Source organism: Leifsonia sp. EB41 (genome assembly GCF_041262565.1).
In the GTDB taxonomy this organism is placed as follows: domain Bacteria; phylum Actinomycetota; class Actinomycetes; order Actinomycetales; family Microbacteriaceae; genus Leifsonia.
The window spans coordinates 1,498,608-1,519,675 of the sequence record NZ_JBGCCJ010000001.1 but is presented as its reverse complement, the minus strand read 5'-3'; the positions used below and the strand labels follow the sequence as shown (position 1 = coordinate 1,519,675).

Here is a 21,068-nt window from a genome sequence, read left to right as displayed (position 1 = left end):
CCAAAAACGCGGTTTTAGGGGCGTTTACGTGCCCTTCGGCGGAGCCTGAGGGAGGGTGACGGTGAGGCAGGCGCCGCCGGTGGGGCGGTCGGCGGCGGTGACGCGGCCGCCGTGCCGGTCCACGACCTCGGCGACCAGCGCCAGCCCGAGTCCGTAGTGCCGCTCGCGGCCGGCCGCGCCGTCCTCCGCGCGCGCCGAGGCGAAACGGTCGAAGGCGCTGCCGCGGAGGTCGTCGCCGAACCCCGGGCCGTCGTCGGAGACCGTGAGGACGACGTCGCCGCGGTCCGTCGAGACGTCGACCGCGACCTGCGACGCGGCGTGGTCGAGCGCGTTGTCGACCAGGGCGACGATCATCCGGCGCAGCGAGACGGGTGCGCCGGTGACCACCGCAGCGGGCGCCGCCGTCGTGGTGAGCGCGATGCCGCGCTCGTGCGCGCGCCCTTCGGCCGAGCGGGCGACCACGCCGGCGAGCTCTCCGATGTCGACCCGCTCCGGCTCCGCGTTCTGGCGGGGGTCGGCCGCCGTGAGGAGGTCCTCCACGATCTCGGTCAGAGCCCGGCTGTCGTCCACGATCTCGTCCAGCCCCGACCGGACGTCGTCGTCCGCGGCCGCGTCCTGGCCGCGGGAGAGGCGGCGCCGCAGGAGCTGGGCACGGGTGCTCAGCAGCGTCAGCGGCGTCCGGAGCTCGTGGCCCGCGTCCGCGACGAAGCGTCGTTGCAGCGCGAGAGCCTCCGACATCGGGCGCATCGACCGGCGGGCCAGCAGGAGACCGACCAGTGCGGCGGCCACGGTCGCGATGACGCCCGAGATGATGAGCGCGGTCAGCAGGCGGCCCATCTCCTCCTGCTGCTCGGCCAGGCCGTAGGAGATCTGGACCACCTTGCCCCGCCGCACGTCGGTCTGGGTCAGGTAGCTCTTCCCGTCCGCCGCCACGACGGTCTCGGTGATCGACCCGCCGTTCTGGGCGACGTCCTGCAGCGCGCGCTCGTCGGGGAGGCCCTTCGGCAGGTTGGGGGAGACATCCCGGCCCTGCGGGAGGATGACCGTGATCAGGAGGTCGTGCGGCGCGTCGTGCACGGAGTCCACCTGCGACGCGTCGGCCAGCGCCCGCTTGGCGGCCTCCGTCTGGCCGGTGGACACGACGATGTAGACGACCCCGCCGAGCACGACGAACAGCGCCAGGATGATGCCGGCGAACTGCAGGGCCAGCCGCGCCGACGCCGTGCGCAGCTCGCGGAGGTCGGCCTTCATCCGACGCCGCCCAGCCGGTAGCCGACGCCGCGCACCGTCTCGATGAGGGTGCGGCCGAACTTCTTGCGGAGATGGTGCACATACGTGTCGACCACGCCGGGGTCGTCCGCGTCGGCGAAGACCTCGTCCAGCAGTACGGCCCGCGAGAAGACCTGCTCCGGCCGTCGCGCCAGCAGTTCGAGGAGGCTGGCCTCCCGGTCCGAGAGCACCATACGCTCGCCGGTGCCGAGCGTGACCGTGCGACTGCCGACATCCAGCTGCCCTCCCGGGAAGCGCACGGTCGGGACGTCCGACGACGCCCGGCGGATGAGCGCGCGCACCCGGGCGAGCAGCTCGTCGATGTCGAACGGCTTGGCCAGGTAGTCCTCCGCGCCCGCGTTCAGGCCGTCGACCCGGTCGGGGGCGGTGCCGAGCGCCGAGAGGATGAGGATGGGCGTCGTCACGCCGTTGCTGCGGAGGCCGCGCAGCACACCGAGCCCGTCCACCGCGGGGAGGCCGCGGTCGAGCACGACGGCGTCGAAGCTCTCGGTCAGGCCACGGTGCAGCGCGCGCTGCCCGTCGCGGGCGAGCTCGACGTCGTAGCCGTCGGAGACCAGGAGCGTCTCCAGCATCCCGGCGAGACGGCTGTCGTCCTCGGCGACCAGGACCCGGCGGCGCTCACTCATGCCCGCAGTATAGGAGGGGTCGCCCGCGAGCCCGTCGCCGCTCACCGCGGCTGCTCCGCTCCCGCGAAGGCCAGCTCGCCGAGCCCGAGCAGCCGGCCGGCCGCGTCGACGGCGAGCACACCGCGCGCGCCGTTGCCCATGGCCCAGCGGATCCCGTCCTCGCCGAGCGCGAACACGGCCGTCGCGAGCAGGTCGGCCGTCGTGAGGTCGGCGGCCACCACGGTCGCGCTGCGCAGCCCGGTCGCCGCGCCGTCCGTGCGGCCGTCGACGATGTGCGCGCCGCGCTCGTAGGCGCCGGAGGTCGCCACGCCGCCGTCGCGGACCTCCAGCACGGCGAGCACCTCCGCGGCGCTCTCCGGGGAGCGCACGCCCACGTTCCACGGCCGGCCCTCGCCCGGGCTGCCGGAGACCGCGACGTCGCCGCCCGCGTTGAGGCAGAAGTTCCGGAGGCCGCCCACGGCGAGCGAGCGCGCCGCGCGGTCGGCTGCCCAGCCCTTCACGACGCCGTCGAGGTCCCAGGTGCCGTCCGGCCGCCGGATGCGGAACGCGCCGCCGGAGGCGTCGGCCATCGCCGAGCCGAGCCCGACGACCTCCGCGAAGTCCTCGCTCGTCCCCGACGTGTCGCCGCCGCGGGCGTTCACCCGGCTGAGCTCGCTGTCGGGACGGTACGCGGAGAAGAGCGCGTCGGCGTCCCGCAGCACCCGGAACGCGCGCTCGGCGGCCGCCGCTGCGACACGCTCCTCGGTCTCCCGGATGTCGATCGACATCGGGATGCCCATGACCGTCTCGACGAACCTCATCGCTGGTCGATGGCCGACTGCAGCGACTGGATGTAGCCCTCCGAGGTGTAGGTGGCGCCCGAGATGGTGTCGATCTTCGCCGACTGGGAGGACATCGCCTCCTGCTGCAGCATCGGGATGGCCTGCGAGTTGATCTCCTGGTCCCGGCCACTCTCGGTCGGGTACTGGATGGCGTCGATGGCGGTGATCTTGGTGCCCTCGAACGTGACCTTCACCTGCACGGGGCCGTAGCGGGTGTCCACGGCCGTTCCGGTCACGGTCTTGGTCGCGGGCGCCGCGGCTGCGGGAGCCGACGCCGACGCGGAGGGCGTGGCGGTCGCCGTCGCGCTGGGGGTGCTGCTCGGCGCGGACGACGGCGTGGTCGTGGTCGCGTGCGCCGACGACAGCGCGGTGGTCTGCTCGCCCACCCCGTACAGCTTGAGGCCGACGGTGGCGCCCATCACCACCAGGATGATGGTGAACAGGACGGTCCCGCGCCACGACTTGTTGTTCATGACATGCTCAGTTCTTCTCGGTGGATGAAACGCTTGGGCATCCGCAGTTCGCGCAGCGAGGACTCCACCTGCTCGGCCATACCCTCGGGCCCGCAGATGAACGCCTCCCAATTGTGGAGGTCGGGGATGATCCGCACCAGGTGGCCGGGGCCGAGCGGGTCGTAGCCGAGCTGCGCGCGGCGGCCGACGAGCGGGATCACCGTGACGCCTTCCATCGCCTGCAGCTCGCCGAGGAGCGCGAGCTGCTCCGGCGCGCTGACCCGGTACAGGACGACCGGGCGGCCGCCGCGGTAGACCAGCTCCTCCGCGAGCGCGCGGATCGGGCCGATGCCCGCGCCGCCGGCGATGAGGAGCAGCTTGCCGCGGCTCGCGCGGTCGGCGGTGAAGTGCCCGAAGGGTCCCTCCGCGAAGACGAGCGTCCCCGGCTTCAGCGCGGTCAGCCGGCTGGAGTGGTCGCCGAGGGTGCCGACGGTGATGCGCAGCCGGCCGTTCGCCGGCACAGCCGACACCGAGTACGGGTGCGCCGTGCCGAGGTGGCCCCAGGCGAGGAAGCGGAACAGCAGGAAGTTGCCGGCGCGGACGCCGAGCCGGTCGACGTGCGGTCCCTCCAGCCAGACGCTGTTGAGGCCGTGGCCCTCCGGGACGACCGCGATGACGCGCATGCGGCTCTTCCACGCGTCCATGCTCGGCAGGATGAAGCGCCAGGTCAGCACGGCCGAGGCGGTGCCGAGGTACAGGCCGATCCAGAGGATGCGGTTGACCGGGTTACCGATGAAGTGCACGCCGGCGCTGAGCTGGTGGAGGAAGGTGAGGAAGATCGCGACGTACGTCGTGAGGTGCAGCCAGTACCAGACCTCGTACGACAGCTTCGTCCGGATCAGGCGTGCGCTGGAGAGCCCGACCGCGAGGAACGCGATGGTCCCGACGAGCGCCCAGAGCATGTCCGGATACGAGTAGTAGACGGTCCAGAACTCGTCCCAGGGCGTGCTCTTGTCGATGACCTCGCTGCCCAGCACGATGAAGACGACGTGCGCGACGATGAGGAAGATGACCGAGGCGCCGAGCGACCGGTGCCAGGAGACCAGCTTGTCGAGCCCGACCGCGTTCTCGAACCACGGCACCCGGGCGATCAGCAGCACCTGGTAGCAGACCAGCAGCGCGCCGACCAGGCCGCTCAGCTCGCCGAGCGAGGTGATGGCGTTGGCGGGCGTGGAGGCGAAGTTCGCGGGGACGCTGAACCACCACATCCCGAGCACGGCGATGACGCTGGCGCCGAGCAGGATGCGCACAGTGAGTGCGCCGCGCCGGTGCCGGGTCGCGGCGCCGCGGCGCGCACGGGGGCGCCGCGCGGGTGCCGTCGTCGCGGCCCAGGTCTCTGTCATGCCTCCAACGATGCTGGTCGAATCTTTGTGGATTCTTACGTCGGCTGAGAACGGCCTAAGGATCGGCTATGGAGTGCGGCGGCGCGCCGTGACGGCGGTGCCGCCGCCGGTCGCCCGCCGGGTGCGGCTACGGTTTCCGCATGAGCTTCGCCCTCCTGGCGCTGGTGGTGGCCGTCGGCCTGCTCGGCCCGCTGGCGGCCGCGCGTTCGATCTGGCGCGTGCCCGTGGTGGCGGGGGAGCTGCTCGGCGGCCTCCTGATCGGCGTCTCCGGGTTCCGGCTGGTCGACCCGGCGAACGACGACTTCACGCTGCTGGCCTCCATCGGGTTCGGGCTGACGATGGTAGTCGTCGGCTCGCATGTGCCGGTGCGCGACCCGATCGTCCGCGCTGCGCTCGCACGCGGCGCACTCGGCGCGGGGCTGGTCGGCGCGGTCTCGGCGGTGTTGGCCGCTCTACTTGCGGCGGTAGCGCACTCCGGCAACGGCCTCCTCTACGGCGTCCTGCTGGCCTCGTCGTCCGCGGCGCTCGTGCTGCCGATGCTGCAATCCGTGAACGTGGACAAGCGCTCGGCCGCCCAGCTCGTCGCGCAGATCGCCGTCGCGGACGTCGTCTGCGTCGTTCTCCTCCCCTTAATAGTCGTGCCGGGGAGGGCGCTGACCGCCGGGATCGGGGTGCTGGTCATCGCCGTGCTCGCCGTGGGGCTGTGGGTCGCGCTGACCCGCTGGGTCCGCTCCGACTACCGCCGCGTGCTGCACGCCTACTCGGAGCGCCGCCGGTTCGCGCTGGAGCTGCGGCTCAGCCTGCTGGTGCTGTTTGCCTTCGCGGCCATCGCCCAGTTCGCGCAGCTCTCGATCATGATCGCCGGCTTCGCGCTCGGGCTGGTGCTGTCGGCCGTCGGCGAGCCGCACAGGCTGGCGAGGCAGCTCTTCGGGATGACGGAGGGCTTCTTCGGTCCGCTCTTCTTCGTGTGGCTCGGCGCCTCGCTCGATCTGCGGGCGCTCATCGCGCACCCGGCCATGATCCTGCTCGGCGTCGCGCTCGGCGTGGGCGCGGTGCTGGCGCACCTGGCCTCGCGGCTCGCCGGGCTCCCGTGGGCGCAGGCCGTCGCCTCGGCCGGGCAGCTCGGGGTTCCGGTCGCTGCCGTGACGCTCGGCCTCCAGACGCACACGCTGGCGCCGGGGGAGGGCGGGGCGATCCTGCTCGGCGCGCTGATCAGCCTGGCCACGTCGGCCGTCTCGGTGGCGGCGGTGGCGCGGCGGCCCGGAGGGGCGGTCCGGGCTACGCCAGCGTCATGAAGAGCTTCTCGAGCTCCTCGACGGTCATCGGGTCGGTGGTGTCGTCCGGGTCATTCAGGCACTTCTCCATCGCGGTGGCGATGATCTGGAAGCCGGCCTTGTCGAGCGCGCTGGAGACCGCGGCGAGCTGGATGACGACGTCGCGGCATTTCCCGCCGTTCTCGACGGCGGCGATCACCGCGTTGAGCTGACCCTGCGCGCGGCGCAGGCGGTTCAGCACGGGCTTGACGTCGGCGGGGGTCCGGTCCATCGTCAGCTCCGTCCGAACAGGCGGCCGAGGAAGCCGGCGCCGGTCGCGGTCGTGGACTGCTCGGCATGGCCGTCGCACCACTGCGCCGCGGGAACGTTGCGGCGCACGTCGGCGACGTGCTCGCCGCAGCCGTTCCAGGTCGTCTTGCCGCAGGTGGAGCAGGGCACGGGATAACACATGGGCAGAGTCCTCTCTCGGGGATTCGGGATACCCCCGGAGGTATAGTACGATACCCACTGGGGTATGCACAATCCGCCCCCCGAAGCCCGGCCCGGAGGAAGGACCATCCCAGTGAGAACGATCATCGTCGGCGGCGTCGCCGGAGGCATGTCGGCCGCAACCCGGCTGCGCCGGCTGGACGAGGCGCGGGACATCGTCGTCTTCGAGCGCGGCCCGTACGTCTCCTACGCGAACTGCGGCCTCCCGTACTACGTCGGCGGAGTGATCCGCGACCGGTCCTCGCTGCTGCTGCAGACGCCGCAGTCGCTGGCGTCGCGGTTCCGGTTGGACGTCCGCACCGGTCACGAGGTGCTCGACGCGGACGCCGCGCGACGCACGGTCACGGTGCTCGACCTCGCGAGCGGCGAGACGTCCACCGAGGGCTACGACGAGCTGATCCTCGCCGTCGGCGCTTCCGCCCGGGAGGCGGCGGGACATCCCGGCATCCCCACGCACACACTGCGCACGGTGGAGGACGTGGACGCGATCGGCCGCCTGGTGGACGCCGCGGCCGACAACGCGTCGGCGCTGGTCGTGGGCGGCGGGTTCATCGGCCTGGAGGCGGTGGAGAACCTGGTGCGCCGCGGCCTCCACGTCACCCTCGTCCAGCGCGGTCCGCACCTCCTGAGCCCGCTCGACCCGGAGATGGTGGCGCCGCTGGAAGCGCGGCTCCGCGGCCACGGCGTCGAGGTGCGCACCGGCGTCACGATCGACACGGTGGACGACGGGGTGGTCCTCCTGGACGACGGCAGCGCGCTGCGCCCGGACTTCATCGTCGACGCGTCCGGCGTCGTGCCGAGCGTGGATCTCGCGCAGACAGCCGGTGTGGCACTGGGGCCGACCGGCGGGATCGCCGTCGACGCGCGCAATCGCACCAGCGACCCGCACATCTACGCGGTCGGCGACGGGGTCGAGAAGGTCGACGCGCTGTCCGGCCAGGAGGCGCTGGTCACGATGGCCGGACTGGCCAACCGGCACGGGCGCTCGGTCGCCGACGTGATCGCCGGCCACGACGAGCGCAACACGCCGGCGCTCGGCACCGCCATCGTGAGCGTGTTCGACTCCGTCGCCGCGAAGGTCGGCTGGAGCGAACGGCAGCTCGTGTCGGCCGGCCGCGAGCACCGCGTCATCCACACCCACCCGACGTCGCACGCGACCTACTACCCCGGAGCGCAGCCGATGTCGATGAAGCTGCTGGTCGACCCGGCGAGCGACGCGATCCTCGGCGCGCAGATCGTCGGCGGAGAGGGCGTGGACAAGCGGATCGACGTCATCGCGGTGGCGATGGCGGGCGGCATCACCGCCTCCGCGCTCGCGCGCCTGGAGCTCGCGTACGCGCCGCAGTTCGGCTCGGCGAAGGACCCGGTGAACCAGCTCGGCTATGTCGCCGACAACCTCCGCGCCGGCACGACCAGCGCCATCCAGTGGCACGAACTCGACGCCACGCTGGCCGCGGGCGCCACGCTGGTGGACGTCCGCAGCGCGGGCGAGCACGCGGCCGGTGCAATCCCCGGCGCTGTCAACATCCCCGTCGACGAGCTGCGCGCCCGGCTCGCCGAGCTGCCGGCCGGCCCCGTCGTCGTGCACTGCCAGGTGGGGCAGCGCGGGCACACCGCGGCGCGCATCCTCGCCCAGCTCGGGTACGGCGTCGTGAATCTCGACGGCGGCTATCGCACCTGGGCCGCAGGCGCGGCGATTCGGGAGCGGGAGGCCGTCGCCGCCTAGAGAACGGATAGCGCATCGTCAGGTTCTGCCCATGTGACGTAAGAATCCGTCAAGAATTCGCCGGGATGGTGGAGGTAACGACCTGGAGAAGGGAGGGACGGATGGCGACCTGGACACGAGGCAAGCGGATCGTCGGTGTGCTCACCGGCGTGATCGGCGTGACGAGCGTCGGCGCGGCCGCGGCCGTCGGCACGGTGCTGTTCGACACCACGCCGACCAGGCACTCGGCGGCGGCTGCGCAGCCGGTGCGCACTCCGGCGGCCACGCCGTCGGCGACGCCGACCCCGACCGCCACTCCGACTGCGGCCCCGGCCGCCCCGATTCCGACTGCGGCCCCCGCTCCGGCCCCGGCCGCTCCGGCCCCCGCGCCCGCCGCGCCTGCTCCCGCCCCGGCCCCCGTCCAGCCGAGCCAGGGCGGCTCGTCCAGCGGCTCGTCGTCAGGCTCCTGATGCGAAGGCCGACGGAGGGGAGCGACGATGAGTGAGCTGCTCTGGGCCTTCGGCCGGGCCTCCGGCCTCATCGCGCTGCTCCTGTTCACCCTGACGCTGGTGCTCGGCATCGTCACGCGCTCCGGGCGCCCCCTGCCGGGGATGCCGCGGTTCTCGGTGTCGCTGATCCACCGCAACGTGTCGCTGCTCGCGTGCGTCTTCCTCGTGCTCCACGTGGGGACGCTGCTGTTCGACTCGTACGCCAAGCTCTCGGTGCTCGACATCGTGGTGCCGTTCGCGGGCTCGTTCAAGCCGTTCTGGCAGGGCCTCGGGACGGTCGCGTTCGATCTGGTCGTCGCGATCACGATCACCGGCCTGCTCCGCCGCCGGATCGGCCAGCGGGCCTTCCGCTTCGTGCACTGGTTCACCTATGCCATGTGGCCGATCGCCGTCGCGCACGGCATCGGCAACGGGACGAACGGCACGAACGGCTGGTTCCTGCTGGTGACCGCCGGCTGCACCCTCCTCGTCGTCGCGGCCGTGATCTGGCGGCTGTCGGCCCGATTCGTGGAGCACTCGCACACGCGGCGTCTGGCCGCCGGACTCAAGGACGACGCATGACGATGACGATGGAACCGAGCGCGTCGGGAGGCGCGACGCGCGCAGTGGACGCCGGACGGCTCTTCGCTGCGGGACACCGCGCGGCGCTCGACGCTCACCTGCGCGCCTACGGCGAGCTGCCCCAGAGGAACCCCGATGCCATGCTCGCCGAGCTCGAGGCCTCCGGGCTCACCGGGCGCGGGGGCGCGGCCTTCCCGGTCTGGCGCAAGCTCTCCGCCGCCATCGAATCGGGCGGACGCCGCCGCGGCCGGGCGCCGATCCTCATCGCCAACGGCACCGAGGGCGAGCCGCTCAGTTCCAAGGACGCCGTGCTGCTGCGCAACGCGCCCCACCTCGTGATCGACGGGATGCTCGCCGCCGGACGGACGATCGGCGCGCGCAACGTGCTCATCGTGGCCGAGGGCGACGCCCTCCGGGCCGTCGAGCGCGCGATCGAGGAGCGGCGGGACGCGCGCGGGATCGAGGTCGTGGAGGGCGCGGGAGGGTTCGTCTCCGGCGAGGCGAGCGCCCTGGTCAACCTGATCGAGAACGACGACGCGCGGCCGGTGGACCGCACGAAACGCCTGACGACCGCGGGCCTCCGGGGTCGGCCGACCGTCGTGCAGAACGTGGAGACGCTCGCGCACGTCGCGCTGATCGCGCGCCACGGCGCCCGCTGGTTCCGGTCGGTGGGCGACCGGGTCGACCCGGGCACGCGGCTGGTGACGGTCACCGGCGACGTGCCGAAGCAGGGCGTCTACGAGATCCGCACCGACGCGACGGTGCGCGAGACCCTGGCCCCCCTTCAGCTCGACTTCCGGACGGTCAGCGCCGCGCTGATCGGCGGCTACCACGGCGCCTGGGTGCCAGCGCAGGCCTTCAACCTCCCGCTGACCGCGCTCGACCTCGCCCCGTTCGACGCGACGCCGGGCGCCGGGATCATCCACGTGCTGGGCGACCACCGCTGCGCGCTCGACGTCACCGCCGGAATCGTCAAGTACCTCGCCGGGGAGTCGGCCGGCCAGTGCGGTCCGTGCATGTTCGGCCTGCCGACGATGGCCGACCGGTTCGCGGCCGTCGCCTCCGGGCAGGCCGTGGTGGAGAACGCCGCCGACCTCAAGCGGCTCGCCGGCCTCGTCGTCGGCCGCGGCTCCTGCCACCACCCCGACGGGACCGCCCGGCTCGTGCGGAGCGCGCTCACGGTCTTCGACCACGACGTGCGCTCGCACGCGCACGGCCGCTGCGTACGGAGAGCGCGATGACCTCCCACGCCCTCCACATCGACTGGACGAAGTGCGACGGCCGCGGACTCTGCGCCGAGATCCTCGACCGCGCCCTCACGCGCGACGACTGGGGCTACCCCGTCTCGCTCCGCGGCGCGGAGGGCTCCCGCTCGGAGGTGCCGCTGCGCGCCGACGAGCTGGACGCGGCGGACGACGCCGTTGCGCTCTGCCCGGTGCTCGCGCTCAGGCGGGTCGCCCTGTAGTAGTCCCGCCAGATGACCCGGTGCAGCGGGATCCAGCGCGGGAACGTGCGCAGGCCGGGGATGAACGGCAGCAGGGCCAGCAGCAGCGTCAAGGAGCCCATGATCAGCACGATCACGAGGTCGGCGTTGGCGAGCGACGCGAACGGCTGGACCTGGTAGAAGAGCGAGAACAGCCAGAGCCAGGCCTGGCCCGGCGTGTTGCCGGTCTCGTTCATCATCCCCCACTGGTCCCCGGTGAGGTGTTGGGCCGCCGCAAGGTTCTGGAAGTACTGGCCGTCGCCGAGGAACAGGATCGCCGGCGTGTGGTTCAGCGGGTAGAAGCCGCCCTGGCTCGCGAGCGCGCCGTCGAGCGCGCCGCTGCGCGCCATCCCGCTGAGCGACGAGATGATCGCGGGCACCGGGCCGTAGTCGCCCGAGGACGACTTCGGCAGCGTGGTCCCCGTGTCGGCGGCCAGGGCCTTCTCGTAGGCGGCCGTCCACTTGGCCTGCTGCGCGGGGGACGCGCTCGTCCAGCGGGAGACCGCTTGCGGCACGGTCGGCAGCGTGCGCAACGGGCCGATCACGAAGGCCTTCGCCGTGTCGACCGGGAGCCGGACGCCGGACAGGCTCTGCAGGTCGAGCGGCCCGAGGGTCTGCGTCGCGCCCTGGGTGTCGTTGTAGGGCGGCCCGTACTGGGCGGTGTCGCTCGTCCCGCCGAGCTCGGCCGTCGCGGTCGACGCGAAGTCGACGGGGTCGGCCGCCGACCAGGAGGCGAAGGTGACACCCGGTTCGTCCGGCGACCCGAACACCGCGGCGAGCCCGAGCGTCACCGCTCCGACGACGACGAAGCCGATGGTGACCTCCTTGAAGAGGTCGTAGTCGCGCACGCGCCCCTTCCACGGGCGGCCGGCGACGTCGTCGTGCCGCCGCCAGGTCATGCTCGGTGTGCGCTTCATCGCGGTGCCTCCGATTCGTTGTAGGCGTGGACGACCTGGTCGTCCTCCTCGGTCGCGTCGATCGGCGGGACGACGCCGTGCACGCGCACGAGGAGCACGTGCAGCACGACGATCGCGCCGACACCGATGGGCAGCAGCACGATGTGCCACGTGAACATCTGACCGAGGTCGGCCACGTTGAACCAGGCGCCGATCCCGACCGCGTTCAGGGCGTCCTTGCCCTCGAAGGCGATCCACTGCGAGTCGAAGTTCGTCTGGAGCAGGTAGCCGGTGAACGCGGCCGCGATCGACACGGCGAAGGCGATCACGCCCGTGATCCAGGTCAGCACCCGGCCGCCGCGCCACGCGGCCATCCAGTACTTGCCCCACAGGTGCACGACCATCAGCAGGAAGAACAGCTCGACGCTCCACAGGTGCACGCTGTTCGTGAAATGCCCGAGGCTCGAGACGTGGTACCAGGCGGGTCCGTTGAGGCTGAGCACCAGGCCGGACAGGATCACCACGGCGAACGCGGCGAGCGACGCCATCCCGAACACGTAGATCCACGAGGAGACGTAGCTCGGCTGGTCCTGCGGCAGCAGCTTCTGCGGCGGGAGGCGCTTCAGGAGCCAGCGGCGTACGCGGCCGGTCCAGGTGTAGATCTCCTCATCCGGGCTGCTCGGCGCCTGAGGCCCGCTCATCGACGGCGCCTCGCCTTCGGGAACGGCAGCAGCAGCGCCAGTGCGAACAGCACGAGCATGACCACGATGACGATGAGATTGCCGAGCTGGATGGTGAACGCACCCCAGCCGAGGTAGATGCCCGGCGCGCTTGCGACGATGTCCACGGTGCCTCCTTCGGTCGATGCCAGCGTGATCCTCGCCGGGATCGGCGGGCGGGCCGAAGGTCCCGCGGACTCTCAGGTCTCCTGCGGGTGGCCCTCCTGCTCAGGCTCGCCGGTGACCTCCAGGATCGCGACCTCCTCGAGCTCCTCCCTGCCGTGACGCCGGTCCACCCCGAACAGGTAGACGGCGTCGAGGACGCCGAGCGTGTTGGAGAGCAGCAGGGTGACGAACCACGGCTTGCTGCCGTTCCGGGCGGCGCGCCAGAGCGACGCGCCCTTCCAGGCGAGGCTCCAGGCGACGACCGCGACGACGAGGATGCGGCCCACAGGCGGCACGTCGTGCATCCCCATGCGGGACGCTTCGTAGTGGTTTCTCATGGGGCCATCAGACCGCCTGTGCCCGCGGCACGGCAAGGGCCTAAGGTCCTGGCCCGCCGCGCGCGGGCGGGGCAGGCTCGACAGAGAAGCCGATGACGTGAGGAGTCCCCATGCCCACCCCGATGACCCGCGACGAGATCGATGAGCTCCTGAAGGCCGCCCTGGTCGGCCGGCTCGGGATGATCGCCGACGGCCAGCCGTACGTCGTCCCGATCTCCTTCGCCTTCCGTGACGGCGCTGTCTACTGCCACAGTGCACAGGGCCGGAAGGTGCAAGCGCTGCGGACCCGGCCGGAGGTCTGCTTCGAGGTCGACGAGCTCGACCACATCGACCGCTGGCGCAGTGTGATCGCGTGGGGCCGTTTCGAACAGCTCCTCGGCGCGGAGGCCAGGGAGGCGATGGAGCTCCTGGTCGATCGCTTCCGGCCGCTCGTGCCGGCGAGCGCGGAAGACCATCAGGGAGCGGAGCTCGGGATGATGCGGACACTCGACATCCCGCGGCTGGCGGAGGCGCGGGAGCAGGTGGGGCAGCCTTCCGCTGCAGCCGTGGTCTTCCGGGTGAACCTGCACACGCTGACCGGCCGCATGGAGGGGGAGTGGTGACGATGGCGATCGACGGGCGCACGGTGGTGGGGTTCGACGGCTCGCCGCCGGCGTGGCGGGCGCTCGACTGGGCCACCGACCGCGTCGCGCAGCGCGGGGGCGCGCTGGAGGTGGTGCACGCGATCGACACGCGCCTCGGCGGCGCTGTCTTCGGTCCACGGTTCGACCTCGAGACCGTGGTCGAGACCGGCCTCGCGCAGGCCCGGAGCCACGTTCGTGCGCTCGCCCCCGGCGTGGCGGTGGAGGTGCGCTGGGTGGAGGGGCCCCCGGCGGGCGCGCTCCTCGCGGAGGCCGCTGGTGCCTCGCTCCTGGTGGTTGGCACCGACAAGGGGCCGTTGAACAGCGGGGCGAGGATCGGCACCCTCCCGCTGACGCTTGCGGCGAAGGCCGACTGCGTCGTCGCCGTGATCCCCGCCTCGCCGCGACCCGAGCGGAATGTGGTCGTCGTCGGCGTGGACCGCTCCGCCTTCGCACGCTCCGCGCTCGCCCTGGCGGTGACAGAGGCGAGCTGGTCGGGCGCGCAGGTCGAGGCCGTGCACGCCTGGGACGTGCCTGAGGCCCTCCATGCCGCCCTCGAGTCCGGCGAGCATGCCGATCCCGCGTTCCTGAAGCGCGAGCAGGCCGTGATCCCGGAGGCGGTCGCCGACGTCCCGATCGCGCGGGCGGCGCCGATCGCCGACATCGTGGTGCGCAGGAACCCGGCGGAGGCGCTCATCGAGCGCGGAGCGGGAGCCGTCGCCGTCGTCGTCGGGACGCGCGGCCGCGGGCGCTTCGTCTCCTCGCTGCTCGGTTCGGTCAGCCACGACGTGCTTCAGAACCTCCCGTGCCCGGTGCTCGTCACGCCGAAGGAGTTCTCCTTCGCCGTCCCGAGCGGGCCGGATGACCGGGATGCGTGGTGAGAGGTCAGCCGTGGCCGCGGTGCTCGAGGTGGAGCACAGCGGCCTGCGTGCGCCGCTCCAGGCCCAGCTTCGCCAGCAGCGAGCTCACATAGTTCTTGACCGTCTTCTCGGCCAGTCCCAACTGCTCGGCGATCTGGCGGTTGGTCCGCCCGTCGGCGATGAGAGCGAGGACCTGCCGCTCCCGGAGGCCGAGCGAGGCGAACCGCGGGTCGTCGGCGGGCTCGCGCAGGGTCGCCGAGACGCGCGACGCGACGCGCGGGTCGATAAGGCGGTTTCCGCGGTGGGCCGCGCGGACATCGTCCAGCAGAGTGCTCGCGCGGATGTCCTTGACGACGTAGCCGTCGGCGCCGGCGATGATCGCGCTGCGCAGCGCGTCCTCGTCGTCGTAGGCGGTGAGCATCAGGCAGCGGATGCCCGGCTCCGCCTGCTTGACGGCACGGCAGACGTCGATGCCGCTGCCGTCGGGCAGCCGGACATCGAGCACGGCGACATCGGGCCGCACGGCGAGGATCCTGGCGCGCGCCTGAGCGGCCGTCGCCGCCTCGCCGACGACCTCCATATCGTCCTGGCCGTCGATCAGGGCGGCCACGCCGCGGCGGACGATCTCGTGATCGTCCGCGAGGAAGACGCGGATCGGTGGCGCGCTCATCGGACGGTCTCGACGGTCACGGGCAGGCGGAGCCGCAACCGCGTCCCCCGGGGGGTCGACTCGACATCGAGCACGCCGGCGCGACGCTCCGCGCGCTCGGACAGGTTGGCGAGCCCGCTGCGCCTGCTCGTCCCGCCCATCCCGGTGCCGTCGTCCGCCACGTCGACCGTGAGTTCGTCCGCTGACGCCACGACCTCGACCGTGGCGGTGCCGGCCCCCGCGTGCCGGACCACGTTGGTCAGTCCCTCCCGCACGAACGCCGCGACATCGTCGGCGAGCGCGGCGTCGGACACCAGGTCGACGGGGCCGGAGAAGGAGACCGTCGCCGGCCGCGGCAGGGCCTCGCCGACCTCCTGCACGATGTCGAGCAGCCGGTGCCGGAGGCTCTCGGCCGGTCCCTGCTGACGCGACAGGGAGAAGATCGCGGTGCGGATCTGCGCGATCGCGTCGTCCAGCGACTTCACGGTGCCGTCGATCCGGTCGGCCAGCCTCCCGGGTCCGAGCTCGGACTGGACGCTCTGCAGTTCCAGCCCCGCGCCGAAGAGCTGCTGGATGACATGGTCGTGCAGGTCTCGGGCGATCCGCGCCCGATCCTCGAGGAGCACCACCCGCTCGCGGTCGGCGCGGGCCGCGGCCAGCTCCATCGCCAGGGCGCCCTGGCGCGAGAACGTCACGGTCCTCTCCAGGTCGAACGCGGAGAAGGCGGGGTCGCCGATCGCGCGGACGGCGATCAGCACCTCGGGGTCGCCCGTCTTCCCGTCGAACGGGATGACGAGCGCGGGTCCCGAGCTGCGACCGTCCGGGAGCCGGATGCCGCTCAGCTCGTCGAGCCGCGTGGGCTGCGCCCCTTCGATCGCGCTGCGGATCCTCTCGTTCGTCGTCTCCGTCGGGTCGAGTTCGCAGGAGGCGCCGCTCGCTCCGAGCACGCGGAACGCGTCGTCGTGGACATCGACGCCGATGACGAGCACCGCGCGAGCCCCGACCAGCGTCGCCGTGCGGGTCGCCAGCTCCTCGTGCGACTGCTCCGCCTCGCTCCCGAGGATGCTGGCTGTCAGCTCGGCGGCGGACGCGCTCCAGGCCTGCCGTGCGACGGTCTCGGCGAACAGGCGGGCGTTGTCGATCGCGAAGCCGGCGTTGGCGGCCAGCGCTTTGACGAGCTGCTCGTCGTCCTCGGTGAACCCGCCGGCGACGGGGTCGGTCAGGTAGAGGTTGCCGTAGACCGCGTCGCGCACGGTGATCGGGAGGCCGAGGAACGCCGTCATCGGCGGGTGGCCCACCGGGAAGCCGGAGGACCTCGGGTCGTCGGCGATCGAGTCGAGACGGATCGGGCGCGGATCGTCGATGAGGGCGCCGAGGAGCCCGTGCCCCTCCGGCAAGTGGCCGATTCGTGTCACCGCGTCGTCCGACATCCCGACGTGGATGAACTGCTCCAGGCCGCCGCCCTCGGCGATCACCCCGAGGGCGCCGTACCGCGCGCCGACCAGTTCGACGGCCGACTCGATGATTGTCCGCAGCACCACCGGCAGCTCCAGGTGCGACACCACTGCCCGGTTCGCCCGGACGAGGGCGCGCAGCCTGCCTTGGGTGTCCAGCACCTTCCGTGCCTGCTCCACCAGCTCGCCGAGGGCACGGTCGAGTTCGGCCCGGGGCGCGTCGGGGAAGGTGATCGGCTCATCGCTCGGGATGGCGCGCCTCCTCTCGGCAGCGGGAAGCGGGCTACGGGCCGTGAACGGCCCGTGAGCTCACGCGCCGAGTGTAGCTTCCCGCGGCGTCGCGTACACCTGTGTGTCCTGACCGACCACGATGGTGGGAGCGGCGAGGTCGAGGACGAGGCCGTGGGAGACCGAGCCCAGCCACGCGCGCTTCCAGCCGGTGAGCCGCCGGCTGCCGACGACGAGCATCGACGCGTGCTCCGACTGGACGCGGAGCCCCGAGATCGGGTTCTGGCGGAGCAGGACCGCGTGCACGACGACGTCGGGGTGCGCGGCGCGCACTGTTCGCACGTGGTCGTCGAGCAGGTCCTGCCGTTCGCTCTCCTGCGAGGTGACGAACTCGTCGTCGGGGACGATCAGCGGCTGCTCGGACAGCGGCGCCACCCAGCAGTGCACGATCGTCAGCCGCTGGCGCAGGTCCTCGGCTTCTCGCGCCGCGAACTCCAGGGCGAGCCTGCCCACCTCGGAGCCGTCCACTCCCACCACGACGCCCGTCCGGGCCTCCGCGGCCTCGGGCTCTTCGACCGGGACCACGGCCACCGGACCGGCGGCCGCCGTCGCGAGCCGCGATCCGAGCGACCAGCCGTAGCGGACGCGCGGCCCGATCCGGTGCCGTGTGCCGACCACGACGAGGGTGTCCGAGCGGGTCTGACCGGTCAGCAGGTCGAACGGATCGCCGACGAGCCGCTGCGCTCCGGACACGACGCCGGGATGCGAGTCTGCGAGCTCCTCCACCCGGGAGTCGAGCCGGTCCTCCTCCTGTTCGGTCGCCCGGTCGAGGGCGCCGTCGTCACCCAGGAAGTCGCCGACGTCGACGACGTCGACGAGCTCGATCGTCGAGCCCTCGGCACGCGCGCGGCGAAGCGCCCAGGCGAGGGCCGCCTCCGCCGCTGCAGAGCCGTCCCAGCAGACCATCGTCCGGTCGGTCATCGTCCCTCTCCCTTCCTACCCCGCGACTCGCAGCACCAGCGAGCCGCCGGTCCTGCCGCGGCGCAGATCGTCGATCGCACCCGCCAGCCCGTCGAACGGAACCGCCGTCACGGTCGGCCTGAGCCGGAGGTTCCGTGCGAGCGCGAGGAAGCGCGCGCCGTCCTCCCGGGTGTTCGCCGTGACGGTGCGCAGGTCGCGCTCGCGGAACAGCGACTCCGTGTACGAGAGCGGCGCGAGGTCGGACATCTCGATGCCGGCCAGCACGACGGTGCCGCCGCTCGCCGTGGCCCGCAGTGCGACCGGGACGAGCCCGCCCGCCGGAGCGAACACGATCGCGGCGTCCAGCGGCTCGGGCGGCTCCTCGTCCTCCTCGCCGACGAAGCCGGCGCCGAGCTCCCGGGCTAGCTGGCGGTTCTGCACGCCGCGTGTCATCGCGAACACCCGCGCGCCGCCCGCCATGGCGAGTTGCGCCGTCACGTGCGCGCTCGACCCGAACCCATAGATGCCGAGGACGCCGCCCGGTGGGAGCTGCGCCCGCCGGAGCGCGCGGTAGCCGATGATCCCCGCGCAGAGAAGCGGCGCCGTCTCCAGCGCGTCGGCGTCCGCCGCGATCGGATAGACATATGCGGCCGGCGCCACCAGGTAGTCGGCAAAACCGCCGTCGGCGTCCCAGCCCGTGTACTCCGAATTCGGGCACAGGTTCTCCGCACCCCGCCGGCAGAAGGCACACTCGCCGCAGGTGCGCCGCAGCCAGGCGACGCCGACGCGGGCTCCCGGCTCCAGCGATGTCACAGCGTCGCCGACGTCGACCACCGTGCCGATCGCCTGGTGCCCGGGTGTCACCAGCGGGCGGTGCACGGGGATCTCGTGGTCGATCACGTGGAGATCGGTGCGGCAGATCCCGCACACTTCCACCTCGACCAGCACCTCGTCCGACGCCGGCTCCGGCACCGTGGCATCGACCGCCTCGAGCCCTCCGCTCGTTCCCGTGGTGCGCCACGCTCTCATCACCGCCATCGCGTGCCTCCCATCCGCCACCGAGTCAAGCGCCGCTGGCGCCTGCCGGGCGGGCCGAAGGTCCCACGGGACTTATGGCCCTTCGGGCCGCCCGTGCCGGGTGAGCAGACTGCAGACGGAGGTGCCTCACCATGGAGATCCGCAGGTACATCGTCGGTGTCGACGGTTCGGTGCCGGCCCGCGCCGCGATCCGGTGGGCGGTCGCGGGGGCGCGGGAGCGGGGACTCGGTGTGACGCTCGTCCACGTCGCCGACGACGGATGGGGCGCAGTGGGGGCGCTGCTCATCGACGAGGTCGACCAGGACGCGGGGAAACGGCTGGGGCAGGAGGTCGACTACGCGCGGTCCCTCGGAGCGGACGTGCCGATCCACGGCGAGACCCGGACAGGCAGCCCGATGGCAGAGCTCGCCTCGTTCAGCGACCAGGGGACGATGATCGTCGTCGGCACCCACAAGACGGGCTTCCACTACGGGCGAGCGTTCGGCTCGCGCAGCCTCCAGCTCGCGAACCTCGCCACCGGGCCGGTCGCGATCATCCCGGAGGCGGCGTCGCGGATGCGGCGTGGCGTGATCGTCGGCGTCGACGACACACCGGCGGGGGAGGCGGCGGTCGACCTGGCAGCGGACCTGGCCTGCGACCACCACTGCGAGCTGATGACCGTCCGCTCATCCCAGACGTCCGTCCCCTTCGACCCCGACGAGCCCGAGGAGAGGCGCGACTGGCAGCTCCGGCGGGACGACGAGGCGCGGGGTCTCCTCGCGGCGGCCGTCTCGCGGGCGCGGGCGAGGCAGCCCGGCATCGTCATCCGCAGCCGGGTGGTGCGCCGGCCGGCGGGCGCCGCCCTCAACGAACTGGCCCGCAGCGCGGAGCTCCTCGTGATCGGGGACTCGCGCCGGGCACATGCGCAGCTCGGCAGCCTCGGCGCTGTCGCGTACGACGTGCTGCTCAACCTGTCCTCGCCGACGGTCGTGGTGCACGCCCCGGCCGCCGCCGCGCGGGCGGAGCAGCCGAAGACGGAAGGAGAGAGCCATGTCATCGGATGACCCGGTCCGGGTGCTGGACCGCGACGAGTGCCGGGAGGTTCTGAAGGGCGCGACGGTCGGGAGGCTGGCGACGGCCGTGGGCGGAGAACCGGACATCTACCCGGTCAACTTCTACTCCGACGGGTCGAGCATCCTGATCCGGACGGCGCCCGGCACCAAGCTGCTGGAGCTGACCGTGCACGACACGGTGGCGTTCGAGACCGACGGCTGGACCGACGACGAGGCCTGGAGCGTCGTCGTCCACGGCCATGCCAGGCAGCTCGAGCATCAGGTGGAGATCGACGAGGCAGACAAGGCCCCGTTGCAGCCGTGGATCCCGACCCTCAAGTACCGCTACGTCCACATCGACATCGACTCGATGTCCGGCCGGCGGTTCCGGCGCGAGCCGGAGCCGGAGCGCTGGTGAACCTCCGCACGGAAGGAAGAGCATCATGACCGACGAGTCCCTCGACGGCGGGTCCGAGGACCGCATCCACCCCGGCGGCCGCATCGTCGTCGGACTGGACGGCTCCGCGGAGTCGCTGTCCGCGCTGCGCCGCGGCGCCCGGATGACCGAACGGCTGGGCTGCAACCTCGTCGGCGTGACGGTGTGGGAGTACCCGCCGTCCTGGCCCGGCTACGTCATGGGCGGCTGGGACCCCGAGCGGGACGCGCACAGCATCGCCGAGGAGGCCGCGCGCGAGGTCTTCGGCGCCACCGTGCCGCCGTGGTACTCGACCGTCGTCCGCTCCGGGTCGGCGGCGCGCCAGCTGATCGCGGGGGCGGAGGACGCCGAGATGCTGATCGTGGGCAGCCGCGGGCTCGGCGGCTTCACCGGGCTGCTTCTGGGGTCGGTGTCGCGGTCGGTGGTGGAGCACGCAGACTGCCCGGTGCTCGTGATCCACGGATCGTGAGCTGAGCGGAGGCCGCCGCTCCGGGACCGCCTCAGACGGCGACCGTCGTCCGCAGCGTTTCGCCGATTGTGCGTCCCCACTCGCGGGCGTCGTCGAGCTGTCCGGCCACCAGCACGCTGTCCTTGTCGACCAGGAAGCTGTGCTTGGCGAGCAGGCGGTGCGACCCGAGCCTGCGCAGGCGCTTGTCGATGGCGGCGGCGGCCGAGCCGCTGAAGATCTCCGTCATGTCGGCGCGGGTGTCGAACGCGGCGAATCGCGCAGGCGTGCCGCCGCAGGTCTCCAGCCACTCGCGCACGCCGATGCCCTCGGCGTCGGGTTCGAGGGTGAGTCGGCGCTCGGGGTCGTCTCCCCACTTCGCCGCCTCCACCCGGGTGGACGGCCGGCTCAGCGAGTGCACGTGCGTCGGCGCGCCGATGAGGAGGAGGTCGATGTCCGGGAAGGCCTCAGGTGCGTCCTTGACCTTCATCACAGTCACCGACACGAACGGTCGCAGCCCGTCCGCGATAGCCTCCGCGACGCGGCGGGTGCTCCCGAACATGGACTCGTAGACGATGGCCGCGCGGGCGACCGGTGTGGTGTCGTTCATGCCGCC

General features: G+C 72.4%; 26 protein-coding genes. 11 read left to right on the top strand and 15 right to left on the bottom strand.

What is annotated here, in order from left to right:
* Window positions 1-24 precede the first annotated feature (24 nt).
* The 5 genes from ABH923_RS07490 to ABH923_RS07470 are packed head-to-tail and all read right to left on the bottom strand — an operon-like array spanning window position 25 to window position 4,592.
* Window positions 25-1,251: a sensor histidine kinase gene (locus tag ABH923_RS07490; RefSeq protein WP_370054707.1), complete on the bottom strand. Its 1,227-nt coding sequence runs from the start codon at window positions 1,249-1,251 to the stop codon at window positions 25-27.
* Window positions 1,248-1,916 carry a response regulator transcription factor gene (locus ABH923_RS07485; protein WP_370054706.1) on the bottom strand — a complete coding sequence of 223 codons (669 nt, stop codon included), beginning with the start codon at window positions 1,914-1,916 and terminating at the stop codon, window positions 1,248-1,250. Before ABH923_RS07485 ends, ABH923_RS07490 begins: the two co-directional genes overlap by 4 nt.
* 41 nt (window positions 1,917-1,957) lie before the next feature.
* Window positions 1,958-2,716, bottom strand: a complete 759-nt coding sequence (locus ABH923_RS07480; protein WP_370054705.1) for an FAD:protein FMN transferase — start codon at window positions 2,714-2,716, stop codon at window positions 1,958-1,960.
* Complete coding sequence (locus ABH923_RS07475) at window positions 2,713-3,210, bottom strand: FMN-binding protein (RefSeq protein ID WP_370054704.1); 498 nt, start codon at window positions 3,208-3,210, stop codon at window positions 2,713-2,715. The genes ABH923_RS07480 and ABH923_RS07475 overlap by 4 nt, the downstream gene beginning before the upstream one ends.
* The gene (locus ABH923_RS07470) at window positions 3,207-4,592 is read right to left on the bottom strand and encodes a ferric reductase-like transmembrane domain-containing protein (protein WP_370054703.1); all 1,386 of its coding nucleotides are present in this window, start codon (window positions 4,590-4,592) and stop codon (window positions 3,207-3,209) included. The genes ABH923_RS07475 and ABH923_RS07470 overlap by 4 nt, the downstream gene beginning before the upstream one ends.
* A 140-nt stretch (window positions 4,593-4,732) precedes the next feature.
* Here ABH923_RS07470 and ABH923_RS07465 point away from each other — a divergent pair, with 140 nt between their 5' ends.
* A complete protein-coding gene (locus ABH923_RS07465; RefSeq protein WP_370054702.1) occupies window positions 4,733-5,887 on the top strand; it encodes a cation:proton antiporter in 1,155 nt (384 codons plus the stop codon).
* Here ABH923_RS07465 and ABH923_RS07460 read toward each other — a convergent pair.
* Both ABH923_RS07460 and ABH923_RS07455 read right to left on the bottom strand, forming a co-directional pair.
* Entirely contained in the window at window positions 5,871-6,137 is a 267-nt protein-coding gene (locus ABH923_RS07460; RefSeq protein ID WP_185276393.1) for a metal-sensitive transcriptional regulator, read from the bottom strand. The two genes, ABH923_RS07465 and ABH923_RS07460, sit on opposite strands and share 17 nt — an antisense overlap.
* Before the next feature lie 2 nt (window positions 6,138-6,139).
* Window positions 6,140-6,316 carry a hypothetical protein gene (locus ABH923_RS07455; RefSeq protein ID WP_370054701.1) on the bottom strand — a complete coding sequence of 59 codons (177 nt, stop codon included), beginning with the start codon at window positions 6,314-6,316 and terminating at the stop codon, window positions 6,140-6,142.
* Window positions 6,317-6,428: 112 nt separating this feature from the next.
* Here ABH923_RS07455 and ABH923_RS07450 point away from each other — a divergent pair, with 112 nt between their 5' ends.
* The 5 genes from ABH923_RS07450 (at window position 6,429) to ABH923_RS07430 (ending at window position 10,595) form a co-directional block, all read left to right on the top strand.
* A complete protein-coding gene (locus tag ABH923_RS07450; protein ID WP_370054700.1) occupies window positions 6,429-8,081 on the top strand; it encodes an FAD-dependent oxidoreductase in 1,653 nt (550 codons plus the stop codon).
* A 101-nt stretch (window positions 8,082-8,182) separates the two neighbouring features.
* On the top strand, window positions 8,183-8,530 hold the full coding sequence (locus ABH923_RS07445) for a hypothetical protein (protein ID WP_370054699.1): 348 nt from the start codon (window positions 8,183-8,185) through the stop codon (window positions 8,528-8,530).
* A 27-nt stretch (window positions 8,531-8,557) separates the two neighbouring features.
* The gene (locus tag ABH923_RS07440) at window positions 8,558-9,130 is read left to right on the top strand and encodes a ferric reductase-like transmembrane domain-containing protein (protein WP_370054698.1); all 573 of its coding nucleotides are present in this window, start codon (window positions 8,558-8,560) and stop codon (window positions 9,128-9,130) included.
* Window positions 9,127-10,371, top strand: coding sequence for an NADH-ubiquinone oxidoreductase-F iron-sulfur binding region domain-containing protein (locus ABH923_RS07435; protein ID WP_370054697.1), 1,245 nt, complete (start codon window positions 9,127-9,129; stop codon window positions 10,369-10,371). Before ABH923_RS07440 ends, ABH923_RS07435 begins: the two co-directional genes overlap by 4 nt.
* The gene (locus tag ABH923_RS07430; RefSeq protein ID WP_370054696.1) at window positions 10,368-10,595 is read left to right on the top strand and encodes a ferredoxin; all 228 of its coding nucleotides are present in this window, start codon (window positions 10,368-10,370) and stop codon (window positions 10,593-10,595) included. The genes ABH923_RS07435 and ABH923_RS07430 overlap by 4 nt, the downstream gene beginning before the upstream one ends.
* 931 nt (window positions 10,596-11,526) lie before the next feature.
* Here the strand turns inward: ABH923_RS07430 and ABH923_RS07425 are convergent.
* The 3 genes from ABH923_RS07425 to ABH923_RS07415 form a co-directional block, all read right to left on the bottom strand.
* Window positions 11,527-12,210 carry a cytochrome b N-terminal domain-containing protein gene (locus ABH923_RS07425; RefSeq protein WP_370054695.1) on the bottom strand — a complete coding sequence of 228 codons (684 nt, stop codon included), beginning with the start codon at window positions 12,208-12,210 and terminating at the stop codon, window positions 11,527-11,529.
* Window positions 12,207-12,356, bottom strand: a complete 150-nt coding sequence (locus ABH923_RS07420) for a hypothetical protein (protein ID WP_370054694.1) — start codon at window positions 12,354-12,356, stop codon at window positions 12,207-12,209. Before ABH923_RS07420 ends, ABH923_RS07425 begins: the two co-directional genes overlap by 4 nt.
* Before the next feature lie 72 nt (window positions 12,357-12,428).
* Window positions 12,429-12,731 carry a DUF5652 family protein gene (locus ABH923_RS07415; RefSeq protein WP_370054693.1) on the bottom strand — a complete coding sequence of 101 codons (303 nt, stop codon included), beginning with the start codon at window positions 12,729-12,731 and terminating at the stop codon, window positions 12,429-12,431.
* Between the two features lie 110 nt (window positions 12,732-12,841).
* Between ABH923_RS07415 and ABH923_RS07410 the strand changes: the two genes are divergently transcribed.
* Together ABH923_RS07410 and ABH923_RS07405 are read left to right on the top strand one after the other, a co-directional pair.
* Complete coding sequence (locus ABH923_RS07410) at window positions 12,842-13,333, top strand: pyridoxamine 5'-phosphate oxidase family protein (RefSeq protein ID WP_370054692.1); 492 nt, start codon at window positions 12,842-12,844, stop codon at window positions 13,331-13,333.
* Between the two features lie 2 nt (window positions 13,334-13,335).
* Complete coding sequence (locus tag ABH923_RS07405; RefSeq protein ID WP_370057318.1) at window positions 13,336-14,232, top strand: universal stress protein; 897 nt, start codon at window positions 13,336-13,338, stop codon at window positions 14,230-14,232.
* 4 nt (window positions 14,233-14,236) lie between these two features.
* Here ABH923_RS07405 and ABH923_RS07400 read toward each other — a convergent pair whose 3' ends face one another.
* The 4 genes from ABH923_RS07400 to ABH923_RS07385 all read right to left on the bottom strand — a co-directional run bounded on the left by ABH923_RS07400 (window position 14,237) and on the right by ABH923_RS07385 (window position 18,540).
* Window positions 14,237-14,881 carry a response regulator gene (locus tag ABH923_RS07400; RefSeq protein WP_370054691.1) on the bottom strand — a complete coding sequence of 215 codons (645 nt, stop codon included), beginning with the start codon at window positions 14,879-14,881 and terminating at the stop codon, window positions 14,237-14,239.
* Window positions 14,878-16,494 (bottom strand): GAF domain-containing protein, encoded by a 1,617-nt coding sequence (locus tag ABH923_RS07395; RefSeq protein WP_370054690.1) that lies wholly within the window; start codon window positions 16,492-16,494, stop codon window positions 14,878-14,880. Before ABH923_RS07395 ends, ABH923_RS07400 begins: the two co-directional genes overlap by 4 nt.
* 129 nt (window positions 16,495-16,623) lie before the next feature.
* Window positions 16,624-17,523 carry a universal stress protein gene (locus ABH923_RS07390; RefSeq protein ID WP_370054689.1) on the bottom strand — a complete coding sequence of 300 codons (900 nt, stop codon included), beginning with the start codon at window positions 17,521-17,523 and terminating at the stop codon, window positions 16,624-16,626.
* A 15-nt stretch (window positions 17,524-17,538) separates the two neighbouring features.
* On the bottom strand, window positions 17,539-18,540 hold the full coding sequence (locus tag ABH923_RS07385) for a zinc-binding alcohol dehydrogenase family protein (protein ID WP_370054688.1): 1,002 nt from the start codon (window positions 18,538-18,540) through the stop codon (window positions 17,539-17,541).
* A gap of 131 nt (window positions 18,541-18,671) precedes the next feature.
* Between ABH923_RS07385 and ABH923_RS07380 the strand changes: the two genes are divergently transcribed.
* The 3 genes from ABH923_RS07380 to ABH923_RS07370 are packed head-to-tail and all read left to right on the top strand — an operon-like array spanning window position 18,672 to window position 20,476.
* Complete coding sequence (locus ABH923_RS07380) at window positions 18,672-19,583, top strand: universal stress protein (protein WP_370054687.1); 912 nt, start codon at window positions 18,672-18,674, stop codon at window positions 19,581-19,583.
* Entirely contained in the window at window positions 19,570-19,989 is a 420-nt protein-coding gene (locus tag ABH923_RS07375; protein WP_370054686.1) for a pyridoxamine 5'-phosphate oxidase family protein, read from the top strand. The genes ABH923_RS07380 and ABH923_RS07375 overlap by 14 nt, the downstream gene beginning before the upstream one ends.
* A gap of 25 nt (window positions 19,990-20,014) precedes the next feature.
* On the top strand, window positions 20,015-20,476 hold the full coding sequence (locus ABH923_RS07370; RefSeq protein WP_370054685.1) for a universal stress protein: 462 nt from the start codon (window positions 20,015-20,017) through the stop codon (window positions 20,474-20,476).
* 31 nt (window positions 20,477-20,507) lie between these two features.
* Here the strand turns inward: ABH923_RS07370 and ABH923_RS07365 are convergent, their stop codons facing one another.
* A complete protein-coding gene (locus tag ABH923_RS07365; protein WP_370054684.1) occupies window positions 20,508-21,062 on the bottom strand; it encodes a flavodoxin family protein in 555 nt (184 codons plus the stop codon).
* Window positions 21,063-21,068: the final 6 nt, after the last annotated feature.

Excerpts from the sequence above, each read along its gene's own strand:
- ABH923_RS07490 (WP_370054707.1), bottom strand. The coding sequence starts at position 1,251 with ATGAAGGCCGACCTCCGCGAGCTGCGCACGGCGTCGGCGCGGCTGGCC.
- ABH923_RS07485 (WP_370054706.1), bottom strand. The coding sequence starts at position 1,916 with ATGAGTGAGCGCCGCCGGGTCCTGGTCGCCGAGGACGACAGCCGTCTC.
- ABH923_RS07480 (WP_370054705.1), bottom strand. The coding sequence starts at position 2,716 with ATGAGGTTCGTCGAGACGGTCATGGGCATCCCGATGTCGATCGACATC.
- ABH923_RS07475 (WP_370054704.1), bottom strand. The coding sequence starts at position 3,210 with ATGAACAACAAGTCGTGGCGCGGGACCGTCCTGTTCACCATCATCCTG.
- ABH923_RS07470 (WP_370054703.1), bottom strand. The coding sequence starts at position 4,592 with ATGACAGAGACCTGGGCCGCGACGACGGCACCCGCGCGGCGCCCCCGT.
- ABH923_RS07465 (WP_370054702.1), top strand. The coding sequence starts at position 4,733 with ATGAGCTTCGCCCTCCTGGCGCTGGTGGTGGCCGTCGGCCTGCTCGGC.
- ABH923_RS07460 (WP_185276393.1), bottom strand. The coding sequence starts at position 6,137 with ATGGACCGGACCCCCGCCGACGTCAAGCCCGTGCTGAACCGCCTGCGC.
- ABH923_RS07455 (WP_370054701.1), bottom strand. The coding sequence starts at position 6,316 with ATGTGTTATCCCGTGCCCTGCTCCACCTGCGGCAAGACGACCTGGAAC.
- ABH923_RS07445 (WP_370054699.1), top strand. The coding sequence starts at position 8,183 with ATGGCGACCTGGACACGAGGCAAGCGGATCGTCGGTGTGCTCACCGGC.
- ABH923_RS07440 (WP_370054698.1), top strand. The coding sequence starts at position 8,558 with ATGAGTGAGCTGCTCTGGGCCTTCGGCCGGGCCTCCGGCCTCATCGCG.
- ABH923_RS07435 (WP_370054697.1), top strand. The coding sequence starts at position 9,127 with ATGACGATGACGATGGAACCGAGCGCGTCGGGAGGCGCGACGCGCGCA.
- ABH923_RS07430 (WP_370054696.1), top strand. The coding sequence starts at position 10,368 with ATGACCTCCCACGCCCTCCACATCGACTGGACGAAGTGCGACGGCCGC.
- ABH923_RS07425 (WP_370054695.1), bottom strand. The coding sequence starts at position 12,210 with ATGAGCGGGCCTCAGGCGCCGAGCAGCCCGGATGAGGAGATCTACACC.
- ABH923_RS07415 (WP_370054693.1), bottom strand. The coding sequence starts at position 12,731 with ATGAGAAACCACTACGAAGCGTCCCGCATGGGGATGCACGACGTGCCG.
- ABH923_RS07410 (WP_370054692.1), top strand. The coding sequence starts at position 12,842 with ATGCCCACCCCGATGACCCGCGACGAGATCGATGAGCTCCTGAAGGCC.
- ABH923_RS07405 (WP_370057318.1), top strand. The coding sequence starts at position 13,336 with ATGGCGATCGACGGGCGCACGGTGGTGGGGTTCGACGGCTCGCCGCCG.
- ABH923_RS07400 (WP_370054691.1), bottom strand. The coding sequence starts at position 14,881 with ATGAGCGCGCCACCGATCCGCGTCTTCCTCGCGGACGATCACGAGATC.
- ABH923_RS07390 (WP_370054689.1), bottom strand. The coding sequence starts at position 17,523 with ATGACCGACCGGACGATGGTCTGCTGGGACGGCTCTGCAGCGGCGGAG.
- ABH923_RS07385 (WP_370054688.1), bottom strand. The coding sequence starts at position 18,540 with ATGGCGGTGATGAGAGCGTGGCGCACCACGGGAACGAGCGGAGGGCTC.
- ABH923_RS07380 (WP_370054687.1), top strand. The coding sequence starts at position 18,672 with ATGGAGATCCGCAGGTACATCGTCGGTGTCGACGGTTCGGTGCCGGCC.
- ABH923_RS07375 (WP_370054686.1), top strand. The coding sequence starts at position 19,570 with ATGTCATCGGATGACCCGGTCCGGGTGCTGGACCGCGACGAGTGCCGG.
- ABH923_RS07370 (WP_370054685.1), top strand. The coding sequence starts at position 20,015 with ATGACCGACGAGTCCCTCGACGGCGGGTCCGAGGACCGCATCCACCCC.
- ABH923_RS07365 (WP_370054684.1), bottom strand. The coding sequence starts at position 21,062 with ATGAACGACACCACACCGGTCGCCCGCGCGGCCATCGTCTACGAGTCC.